Annotated in this window: 9 protein-coding genes; 5 read left to right on the forward strand and 4 right to left on the reverse strand. The window is 42.0% G+C overall.

The annotated features are described in order from the left end of the window. Position 1: 1 nt before the first annotated feature. Positions 2 to 940: a biotin synthase BioB gene (gene bioB, locus VB775_RS23660; RefSeq protein ID WP_281006045.1), complete on the reverse strand. Its 939-nt coding sequence runs from the start codon at positions 938 to 940 to the stop codon at positions 2 to 4. A 156-nt stretch (positions 941 to 1,096) separates the two neighbouring features. Then, positions 1,097 to 2,224 carry a glycosyltransferase family 4 protein gene (locus VB775_RS23665; protein ID WP_281006044.1) on the reverse strand — a complete coding sequence of 376 codons (1,128 nt, stop codon included), beginning with the start codon at positions 2,222 to 2,224 and terminating at the stop codon, positions 1,097 to 1,099. Between the two features lie 298 nt (positions 2,225 to 2,522). Here VB775_RS23665 and VB775_RS23670 point away from each other — a divergent pair, with 298 nt between their 5' ends. Continuing rightward, the gene (locus VB775_RS23670) at positions 2,523 to 5,276 is read left to right on the forward strand and encodes a DNA methyltransferase (protein WP_281006043.1); all 2,754 of its coding nucleotides are present in this window, start codon (positions 2,523 to 2,525) and stop codon (positions 5,274 to 5,276) included. A gap of 51 nt (positions 5,277 to 5,327) precedes the next feature. Here the strand turns inward: VB775_RS23670 and VB775_RS23675 are convergent, their stop codons facing one another. Continuing rightward, positions 5,328 to 5,636 carry a type II toxin-antitoxin system RelE/ParE family toxin gene (locus VB775_RS23675; protein ID WP_281006042.1) on the reverse strand — a complete coding sequence of 103 codons (309 nt, stop codon included), beginning with the start codon at positions 5,634 to 5,636 and terminating at the stop codon, positions 5,328 to 5,330. Then, complete coding sequence (locus tag VB775_RS23680; protein ID WP_281006041.1) at positions 5,633 to 5,899, reverse strand: type II toxin-antitoxin system ParD family antitoxin; 267 nt, start codon at positions 5,897 to 5,899, stop codon at positions 5,633 to 5,635. The genes VB775_RS23675 and VB775_RS23680 overlap by 4 nt, the downstream gene beginning before the upstream one ends. Positions 5,900 to 6,052: 153 nt before the next feature. On the opposite strand from VB775_RS23680, the gene VB775_RS23685 reads away from it, so the two are divergent. The 4 genes from VB775_RS23685 (at position 6,053) to glmU (ending at position 9,864) form a co-directional block, all read left to right on the forward strand. Further along, positions 6,053 to 6,304 carry a type II toxin-antitoxin system Phd/YefM family antitoxin gene (locus VB775_RS23685; protein WP_407072995.1) on the forward strand — a complete coding sequence of 84 codons (252 nt, stop codon included), beginning with the start codon at positions 6,053 to 6,055 and terminating at the stop codon, positions 6,302 to 6,304. Continuing rightward, entirely contained in the window at positions 6,294 to 6,719 is a 426-nt protein-coding gene (locus VB775_RS23690; protein WP_281006039.1) for a putative toxin-antitoxin system toxin component, PIN family, read from the forward strand. Before VB775_RS23685 ends, VB775_RS23690 begins: the two co-directional genes overlap by 11 nt. 184 nt (positions 6,720 to 6,903) lie before the next feature. Further along, the gene (locus VB775_RS23695; RefSeq protein WP_281006038.1) at positions 6,904 to 8,292 is read left to right on the forward strand and encodes an aspartate ammonia-lyase; all 1,389 of its coding nucleotides are present in this window, start codon (positions 6,904 to 6,906) and stop codon (positions 8,290 to 8,292) included. A gap of 207 nt (positions 8,293 to 8,499) precedes the next feature. Next, positions 8,500 to 9,864: a bifunctional UDP-N-acetylglucosamine diphosphorylase/glucosamine-1-phosphate N-acetyltransferase GlmU gene (glmU, locus tag VB775_RS23700; protein WP_281006037.1), complete on the forward strand. Its 1,365-nt coding sequence runs from the start codon at positions 8,500 to 8,502 to the stop codon at positions 9,862 to 9,864. Positions 9,865 to 10,431: the final 567 nt, after the last annotated feature.

A 10,431-nucleotide genomic window follows, 5' to 3' on the forward strand; every position in this document is an offset into this window, starting at 1 on the left:
ATTATACTAACTCTTTTGGCATAATACCCAGTCTCGCAAACATTGCTGCATCATCTTGCCAGTCTGGATTTGCTGTAGTGAGCAATTTCTCACTGGAGAAGATAGAATTTGCACCTGCGAGGAAGCATAAAGCTTGATCGGAGACACTGAGCCGATCGCGTCCTGCGGAAAGTCTCACCACAGCTTTGGGCATCAGGATTCTTGCCGTCGCTACCATCCGCACTAAAACCAAAGGATCGATCGCTGGTAGATCGCCAAAGGGAGTTCCTTCTACCGCCGATAGCGCATTAATTGGTACTGACTCTGGTTGTGGTGAGAGATTAGCGAGAGTATGCAAAAGATCAATGCGATCGCTGTCAGTCTCACCCATGCCGACAATGCCACCACAGCAAACTTGAATGCCTGCTTCTGAAACATGCTGGATCGTTTCGAGGCGATCGCGATAGGTGCGGGTTGTAATAATTTCAGGATAGAAGCTTTCGGAAGTATCAAGATTATGGTTATAGGCAGTTAGCCCCGCTTTTGCTAGCTGTTGAGCCTGCTCTGGGCGCAGCATTCCCATGGTTACGCAGGCTTCCATTCCCATTCCTGCGACGGCTTCGACCATTTGTAACACGCGCTCAAACTCTTCCCCTTCAGGAGCATTGCGCCAAGCCGCCCCCATACAAAATCTCGTTGCACCATGCTGTTTTGCCTCTTCTGCTTGACTGATCACTTCAGCCAATGGCAATAGAGGATAAGTCTCTACTCCTGTCGGATAGCGAGCGCTTTGAGGACAATATTTGCAATCTTCAGGACAACGACCTGACTTAATGTTTGAGAGCGTACACATCTGGACAGCATCGGTTTGGTGATACTGGCGATGGATCGTCTGAGCCTCAAAAACTAGAGAAAGCAAAGGGCGATGGTAAATTTCGGTAGCGAGTTCAAGGGAAATCAAGAGAGTATTTATACTTATGACATAATGATGGCGATCGCCATTGTACTGCGAAGGAATACCGCTTTAGGACGCGATCGCAATACTTCTTTAAAAACAAACCCAAAAATTATTAAGGCGGGCGTAGCCCGCCTTAATAATTTTTGAGGGAGTATGCCATTAATTAATTAAAACGGGTTTACAAGCGGCGATCGTTTGCTCATAGTAGTTTTGTAATTGTCGCGTCGCTGCATCCCAACCCCATTTTTCAGCTTCTAGACGGGCTTCGATGCACATATATTCATTGCGATTTTGCAAAAGATTTTGAGCTGCCAGAGACAAACCATTGCTGTCATTCGGCTCGAACAAATAACCATTGATCCCATTGGTGACAATATCGGGAATACCGCCTGAATTTGCCGCAACCACAGGACAACCTGCTGCCATCGCTTCGAGCAAGACTAAGCCGAGAGTTTCTGTACGCGATGGGAATAAAAACGCATCACTAGAGGCAAACGCCGAGGCAAGATCGTCACCATGCAAATAACCCACAAAATGGGTATTTGTCCCTGCAAAAATTTTCTCCAACTCTTGGCGATAGGGACCATTGCCCACTAAGGCAAGGCGACTATTGGGGATGGCGTTGAGTACTGGCAAAATTTGCTGAATTTCCTTTTCTGCCGAAAGTCTGCCCACATACAGAAATAGAGTGTCTTCAGGATGTCCTTGGGTAAGGCGCGATCGCATTTCCGCACTTTTAAACTTAGGGTGAAACTGCACTGTATCCACACCACGCTGCCATAGATCAAGGCGTTCGACACCATGCGATCGCAGCTCTTCAATCATCGCTGTCGAAGTACAAAGATTTAATGCTGCTTGATTGTGGGTGTTTTTGACTAATTCCCACATCAATCCCTCCAGAAACCCCAAACCGTAATGCTGTAAATATTGGGGTAAATGCGTGTGATAGGAAGCCATCAGTGGATAGTTCATCGATTTGGCATAGTACAGTCCTGCCATTCCCAAAATTGCAGGATTGACGATATGCACAATGTCAGGTTTGAACTGTTCTAGAGCATGACCAATTGAAGGGCGAGGCAGGGCTAGTTTTAGTTCTGGATATAGTGGGAAGTCAAAGGCTGATACTCCATAAATCTCTGCACCACAATATTCTTTAAGTCCACCGTCAGGCGAAAACACCAATACTTGATTACCGAGTTTAACTAGATATTCGACGGTATATTTGAGGCGAGTAACGATGCCATCAACTTTTGGCAGGAATGTCTCGGTAAATATGGCGATACGCATATGTTATAGCTGTATGGGATCGTTCGCTGTGGACTGAGAGGATCATACTATAGTGGTCATCTCTTAATACAAAAAAGCATAATTCTAAAGAATGCTTTTTCAGTCAGGCTGTTTAATACTGAGTTTTCCTGAGTGCAATCAGAGATTTTTTTAGATTTTTGTTGTTTGCAAAAAATTGAAGAAAGTAAGCGATCGCCTTCTGACCGTTGTTTTCTCTCCTCAAGTTAATTATAGGTAGTTTTATAAAACGAATGCTAGTATAAATATTATCTAAAATTATGTCGTAACGTTTCCAGATATGCCGCTAAGTTGGAATGAGATTAAGCAAAGGGCGATCGCCTTTTCTAAGGAGTGGGAAAGTGAGACTTCAGAGAAGTCAGAGTCACAGTCTTTTTGGAATGACTTTTTTAATGTGTTTGGCATTTCGCGGCGGCGGGTGGGAAGTTTTGAGCTACCGATTAAGAAGGCAGATAACAAGCAAGGGTTTATTGATTTGCTTTGGAAGGGGACGATTTTGGTGGAGCATAAGTCTAGGGGCAAGGACTTAGACAAGGCGACCCAACAAGCTAAGGATTATTTTCCCAATTTAAAGGAGCATGAGTTACCCAAATATATTTTGGTGTCGGATTTCCAGAAATTCAGGCTCTACGATTTGGATACAAATGCTAGTTCAGAATTTGAGCTAAAGGATTTTGTAAACCATGTGCATCTATTCGGCTTTATGGCGGGATATGAGAAACGGGTTTATAAGGATGAAGATCCTGTTAATATTGCGGCGGCGGAGTTGATGGGGAAACTACACGATCGCCTAAAAGACATTGGCTATAGTGGGCATGACTTAGAGGTGTATCTGGTACGGCTGTTATTTTGTCTATTTGCTGATGATACGAGCATTTTTGAGAAGGGGATTTTCTGGGAATATGTCGATCGCCACACTAAGGAAGATGGTAGCGATTTGGCGATGCATATTGCTTCGATTTTCCATGTTTTGAATACGCCAAAAGAGAAGCGATTAAAGAATTTAGATGAGAGTTTGATGCAGTTTCCCTATGTGAATGGGAAGTTATTTGATGAACCTTTGCAACCTGCGGCGTTTGATCGGCAGATGCGTGAAATGTTGCTTGAGGCTTGTGCCTTTGATTGGGGTAAGATTTCTCCTGCAATTTTTGGGTCGATGTTTCAGGCGGTGATGAATCAGACGGAACGGCGCAATTTGGGGGCGCATTATACTTCTGAAAAGAATATCCAAAAGCTGATTAGACCGCTTTTTTTGGATGATTTGTATGTTGAGTTTGAGAAAGCGAAGGGTAGTCGCAATAAGCTAGAGGAGTTACATCAAAAGATTGCAGATTTGCAATTTCTCGATCCTGCCTGTGGTTGCGGTAATTTTTTGATTATCACTTATCGGGAGTTGCGAGATTTAGAAATATTGATTTTACTGGAATTGAATAAGAAGGGGCAGTTGGTGACTGATGTTAGCTCAATTATTCAAGTCGATGTGGATCAGTTTGCGGGGATTGAGTATGATGAGTTTGCGGTGCGGGTGGCTGAGGTGGCGATGTGGTTGATCGATCATCAAATGAATTTGAAGGTGAGTAATGAGTTTGGGCAGTATTTTACCAGACTGCCACTAGAGAAAGCTGCCAAAATCATACATGGTAATTCGTTAAGAATTGATTGGCATTCAGTTATTCCCAAAGAGAAACTGCATTTTATTTTAGGAAATCCACCATTTGTTGGCAAACAAGAGAAAAGCAAGGAGCAGAAAGACGATATACAGAGTGTTTTTGCAGAAGTTAAAGGTGCAGGTGTCTTGGATTATGTAGCAGCTTGGTATCTTAAAGCTGCTCAATTTATCCAAAAAACTAATATTTACTGTGCTTTTGTCAGTACAAATTCAATTGCCCAAGGAGAACAGGTGGGAATTCTTTGGCAAGAACTTTATAACAATTACAAGATAAAAATTCATTTTGCTCATCGAACTTTTCGTTGGAGCAATGAGGCGAAAGGTAATGCGGCAGTGCATTGTGTGATTATTGGATTTGGTTTACAGGATGTTGAGAACAAAATGATTTTTGATTATCTAGATATTAAAGGTGAGCCAACAGAAAGAAAAGTTAAAAACATCAATTCTTATTTAGTCGAAGGAAATGATTTAGTCATCCTAAAAAAGACTAAACCGATTTGTAATATTCCTGAAATGCTTTATGGCAATAAAATTGTTGATGGAGGATTTTATCTTTTTAATGACGATGAGAAACAAGATTTTATATCTAAAGAACCAGAATCGGTTAAATTTTTCCGTCCAATTTTGAGCGGCGAAGAGTTTTTAAATGGTAAAAATAGATGGGTTCTCTATTTACGAGATATACCACCAAGCGAAATCAAGAAGCTACCCAAGATCCTAGAAAGAATTGAATCTGTTAAAAAGTATCGCCTAGAAAGTCTAAAACCTCAAACTCGTGACATGGCAAACTTGCCTACTCTTTTTGCTGAACCAAGGCAACCTAACAGTGATTTCTTGCTAGTTCCTCGAACTTCTTCTGAAACAAGGAAATATATTCCATTTAGCTTTTATTCAAAAGACTTTATTGTAAATGATAGTTGTATTGCTTTACCTAACGCGACTATCTATCATTTCGGTATGCTCACTTCGGAAATGCATATGACTTGGGTGAGATATGTCTGTGGAAGATTAAAGAGCGATTTTCGCTATTCCAATACAATCGTTTACAACAACTATCCATTCCCTGAAAACGTTAGTAACAAACAAAAGCAAAAAGTGGAAACTGCCGCGCAAGCAGTATTAGACACAAGGGCAAAATATCCCGATAGCAGCCTTGCTGATCTCTATGATCCTGTCACCATGCCGCCCGACTTGGTAAAGGCACATCAAACCCTAGACAAAGCCGTAGACCTTTGCTATCGTCCCCAGCCCTTCGTTAGCGAACTAAACCGCATCGAATATTTATTTAGCCTCTATGAGGCCCTAACTGCGCCATTGCTCAAAGTCGAGAAGAAAAAACGGGTTAAGAAAAACCCTGAAACGTAGGGGCAATTCATGAATTGCCCCTACGTTTTTAATTGTCTGATGTGGCGATCTCTAATCTATATCACTACTTCCTCTGAATAAAGAAGCCAAATCTCTATGCCCACTTACCACTCGGACAATCTCAATTAAGTTCTCGTTCACTCGATAGAAGATGATATAGCCACTCAAAGGAATACCACGCAAAGAAGTATCTATCTCAGTATAGGCACGACCAATACTAGGAAAAGCGACTAAGTTACGACATTTCTTATTGAAGTCATCAACAAATCTCTCGCCAGCATCAACACTAAACTCTGCAAAATAGTCAAAGATATCATCCAAATCTCGACTTGCTAATGGAGAAATAATGTAGCTTGTCATTGAAGATTCTCACGAGCATTACGAACCCTTTCTTTCAATCTTGCTATAACAAGCTCACTATCCAGGCCTTCACCCCGATCTAATTGAGCTAAACCTTCAGCTACCTTTTGCCGAGTATCTTGCAGCCATTGCTCGTAATGCTGATCTCTTTCCTCAAGCAACCGAAACGCCTCAAAAATCACCTCATCAGCAGAGCTATACTTACCACTATTGAGCTTCTTTTGAATAAACTGCTCTTGCTCAATTTTTAAGGCAATACTCATGATTTACATCCTAAGCCATTTGATTATCGGTAATTATACCAAAAGCATTCAAGATGGAGATATTTGAATAATCGCCTAACTAAGAGCGATCGCGTTCATAATTATGGACAAACTGTCTATTTTGTCTATAATGTAAGAAAAAGAGCTAAAGCTATGCAAATTGTTTCAGCAACAGAAGCCAAACAGTCTTTTGGCGCAGTCATTGATAAAGCCCAGCGTGAACCTGTGATGATCCGCAAACAGAATCGTGATGTTGCTGTAATTATGTCTATTGAAGACTATAAACGCATTACTCGTATTAATATTCAAGAATTTCAACAATTCAGGGCTAGTATTGCAAAAAAAGCACAAAAACGTGGCTTAACGGAAGAAAAGTTAAATGAACTGTTGAGTGATGACGAATAGTTCTATACGCTTAGTTCTTGATACAAATGTCTTAGTCAGCGCCATTTTATCCCCAGCGTCTATTTCAGCCAAAATCCTAAATTGGGGAGAAGACAATGGCGTTATTTTATACTCTACTGCTACTCTCACCGAAGTTTTATCTGTTTTAGGACGCTCAAAATTTTCTAAGTACATTGATCGTGACGATATTGATGGATTATCTATCCGCATCAAAACGGTATGGTTGTTTGTCGAGATTTTGAATCAAGTTCAATTATGTCGAGATCCGAAAGATGATAAATTTATCGACTTAGCGCTAAATGGTGAAGCTTCTTATCTGATTACTGGAGACAGTGACTTGCTTGTACTGAAACCAATTCAAAATACTTCAGTTATCAATCCACGCACTTTTTGGGATGAGATCATAAAGATTTAAATTTAGAAGCTATTGCGCGATCACCTGATAAGCGTGATCGCTAATCTATAACATTACTCTCAACTTGATATGTTCGATAGCGATCGCCATTCTTTAGGGCAAATAAATGAATTTAATCTCGACTTGCCAAGTTAACATTAAGCTATAACGCATATCTAAAAAAACAGCCGATCACAAGATTCCTATGACTAGAACCGAACGCGACTCTATGGGGGAAATGTCCCTGCCCGATGATGTTTACTATGGTATTCAAACTGTAAGGGCGATCGATAACTTTAAAATTAGTGGACTTAAGCCCCTGCCCACCTTTGTGGACGCTTGTTTGCTGATCAAAAAAGCTACAGCATTAGTTAATGCTGAACTCGGTTGTATTCCTGTGGGGATGGGCATGGCGATCGCGGCGGCGACAGATGAAATATTAGATGGACAGTTACGGGATCAGTTTGTTGTGGATGTCTATCAGGCGGGTGCTGGTACATCGCATCACATGAATATCAATGAAGTATTAGCCAATCGCGCCCTAGAGATTTTGGGTGACGTTAAGGGTAATTACCAAAATGTAAACCCTAACGATCATGTGAATTATGGACAGTCTACTAATGATGTAATTCCCACAGCGATTCGGATTGGTGCATTATTAGCCCTTGATCATGTCCTATTTCCTGCTTTAGCAAATCTCAGTGAACAGTTACGGATTAAAGCGATCGCCTTTGCAGGAATCGTCAAATCTGGACGTACCCATTTACAGGATGCTGTCCCCGTCAGACTTGGTGATGAATTTCAAGCCTATGCTCAGATTATTAGCGATCATATTAAACGCATTCACCTAGCAGCTAATGATTTAAAAACCTTGGGTTTAGGCGGGAGTGCGTCAGGTACAGGACTAAATACGCATCCGCAGTATTGCGATCGCGTTGCTGAAAAACTAAGCGAGATTACAGGATTTGAACTGAAGCCCGCTAGTAACTTGATGGCTGCAATGCAGAGTATGGCTCCCTTTGTGAATGTTTCGGGTGCAATCCGCAACCTTGCCCAAGATACTTGCAAAATTGCCAATGACTTGCGCTTGATGGATTCGGGTCCTAAGACAGGTTTGCGCGAGATTCAATTACCACCAGTACAACCAGGCTCATCCATCATGCCAGGCAAATATAATCCCGTGATTGCCGAAATGACAAATATGGTTTGTTATCAAGTCATCGGTTACGACACAGCGATCGCCTTTGCAGCTCAAGCGGGTCAATTGGAACTAAATGTGATGATGCCTTTGATTGCCTACGATTTGATTCAGAGTATTGAGATTTTGGGTAATGCGATCGATACTCTTGCGACAAAATGTATTAGAGGAATCGTGGCGGTTGAAGATCGATGTGTAGCCTATGCCGAAGGTAGCCTTTCTCTGGTGACCGCCTTAAATACCCACATCGGTTATCTCAATGCTGCTGATGTCGCCAAGGAATCCCTAGCAACAGGTAAATCTCTACGTCAAGTGGTTTTGGACAAGGGATTGATGACCGAAGAAAAGCTAGCAGAAGTTCTCAATCTTGAGCAAATGAGTCGTCCTAATGGATAGCACTCATGATTTTTCTATGTCATTTTAAAAGAGGATTTGGAGACCAAATCTCTACATATTTTTGTAAAGGTAGGGGCTTGGTCTCCAAGCCCCAATAGTTATTATCAAAGGTAGGGGCTTGGTCTCCAAGCCCCAATAGTTATTATCAAAGGTAGGGGCTTGGTCTCCAAGCCCCAATAGTTATTATCAATGGAGAAAGAGAAAAATATGTTAGCAGTAGCAGTCTTAGCGGCGGGTAAAGGAACGCGCATGAAGTCCGCGTTACCCAAAGTATTACAACCACTAGGAGGAAAATCATTAGTTGAGCGTGTTCTCAATGCTACAGACTCTCTCAAAGCCGATCGCCGTATTGCGATTATTGGTTATTGTAGCGATCAGGTTCGGGCTGCGCTCGCAGATTATCCGCAACTAGAATTTGCAGAACAAACGGAGCAATTAGGAACGGGTCATGCAATTCAGCAATTATTGGAACCTTTAGCAGATTTTGCAGGTGAACTAGTTGTACTTACGGGTGACTCACCTCTAATGCGAACAGAAACAATTCAAGCTTTAATCGATAGTCATCGTCAACACAAAGCTTCTGCTACTGTACTCACAGCTATTCTGCCCAATCCGACGGGCTATGGTCGTGTATTCTGCGATCGCGATATGAAGATCGAACGCATCATCGAACATCGTGACTGTAATCCTGAACAGCTTCTCAATCAGCGTGTTAGTACGGGTGTTTATTGCTTCGATTGGCAAGAATTAGCTCAGGCTCTACCGAAACTCACCACCAATAACGCTCAACAGGAATATTATCTGACTGAAGTTTTTGACTATCTCAAATCAGTTTATGCCAGTGATTTAGAAGATCCCGATGAGAGTCTGGGCATTAACGATCGCATCCAGCTATCCCATGCCTATGATGTCTTGCAAAAAAGAGCGCGAGAAAAATGGATGCGTGCTGGTGTCACCATGCTACTTCCTGAAACGATTACCATTGATGATGAAGTGGAACTAGCTCCTAATGTGATTATCGAGCCACATTCCCATTTGCGCGGTAACACTAAAGTTGGTTCAGGTACAACGATTGGACCTTCGAGTATGTTGTCAAATAGCATGGTTGGCGAGAACTGCACTGTGCAATTCTCGGTGATTGAAGATAGTCAAATTGCGGATAACTGTCGGATCGGGCCATTTGCGCGGATTCGTGGTGAGTCAATGGTGGGTGAAAAATGTCGGATTGGGAACTTTGTGGAGTTGAAGAATGCCAAGGTAGGCGATCGCACCAACGCTGCTCATCTTAGCTATCTCGGCGATGCTACGCTCGGTAAACAAGTAAACATCGGTGCAGGTACGATTACGGCTAACTATGACGGCTTTAAAAAGCATCAAACTGTAATCGGCGATCGCAGCAAAACTGGTTCTAACTCGGTTCTAGTTGCACCAATTCAAATTGGTGAGAATGTCAATATTGCCGCAGGCTCGACAATTGTAGAAAATGTGGATTCTAACGCTTTAGCGATCGCCAGAGCGAAGCAGGTCATTAAACCTGATTATTATGATCAAGAAGGTCGCAAGAAGAACTAAAAGTATAAGGCGGCACGAAGTGCCGCCTTATACTTTTAAAGCTTATTTGGCAACAGTTTCCCCTGTGCGTTTATCATGTTTTTATGTGTACATTAGGCGATCTCCATCTGCTAAAAGATCATTTATTGATTGATGTCGGATAGCATCAAACTCAATTATCCCAACGCTGCAAGCAAACGTGAGTTCGATGGAGTAGACAAAAGCAAAAGAAAAGCTGAGACTAGGTTTGACAAACTAAAAGCCTCAGCAATATGAACAGTATCGTATCGCACTTGGATATCACGCGAATCTTCTGTGAAGTGGATGATTTTTGCCAAAGCTTTGAAAAACACTGGCAAGAGCAACCAATGTTGCCATCAATGCAGGGAGAAAGGAAAAGTCGCTCAAGAATGAGGTTGAGTGAAGTGATGACCATCGCGATCGCCTTTCATGGGTCAGGATCTAAGTACAGGACAAAAATTTAATGGAGTTGAAGAAAGCCTCGGAATTGAGATGGATGTCAAAGATGATATGACGCAGAAAATCAAAACCAAGACGAAAAATGCTTTTAGGTAAGCGACCGTGCTT

Origin of the sequence: Pseudanabaena sp. CCNP1317 (assembly GCF_034931345.1) — a bacterium.
GTDB lineage: Bacteria > Cyanobacteriota > Cyanobacteriia > Pseudanabaenales > Pseudanabaenaceae > Pseudanabaena > Pseudanabaena galeata.

Excerpts from the sequence above, each read along its gene's own strand:
- VB775_RS23665 (WP_281006044.1), bottom strand. The coding sequence starts at position 2,224 with ATGCGTATCGCCATATTTACCGAGACATTCCTGCCAAAAGTTGATGGC.
- VB775_RS23670 (WP_281006043.1), top strand. The coding sequence starts at position 2,523 with ATGCCGCTAAGTTGGAATGAGATTAAGCAAAGGGCGATCGCCTTTTCT.
- VB775_RS23675 (WP_281006042.1), bottom strand. The coding sequence starts at position 5,636 with ATGACAAGCTACATTATTTCTCCATTAGCAAGTCGAGATTTGGATGAT.
- VB775_RS23680 (WP_281006041.1), bottom strand. The coding sequence starts at position 5,899 with ATGAGTATTGCCTTAAAAATTGAGCAAGAGCAGTTTATTCAAAAGAAG.
- VB775_RS23685 (WP_407072995.1), top strand. The coding sequence starts at position 6,053 with ATGCAAATTGTTTCAGCAACAGAAGCCAAACAGTCTTTTGGCGCAGTC.
- VB775_RS23690 (WP_281006039.1), top strand. The coding sequence starts at position 6,294 with ATGACGAATAGTTCTATACGCTTAGTTCTTGATACAAATGTCTTAGTC.
- VB775_RS23695 (WP_281006038.1), top strand. The coding sequence starts at position 6,904 with ATGACTAGAACCGAACGCGACTCTATGGGGGAAATGTCCCTGCCCGAT.
- glmU (WP_281006037.1), top strand. The coding sequence starts at position 8,500 with ATGTTAGCAGTAGCAGTCTTAGCGGCGGGTAAAGGAACGCGCATGAAG.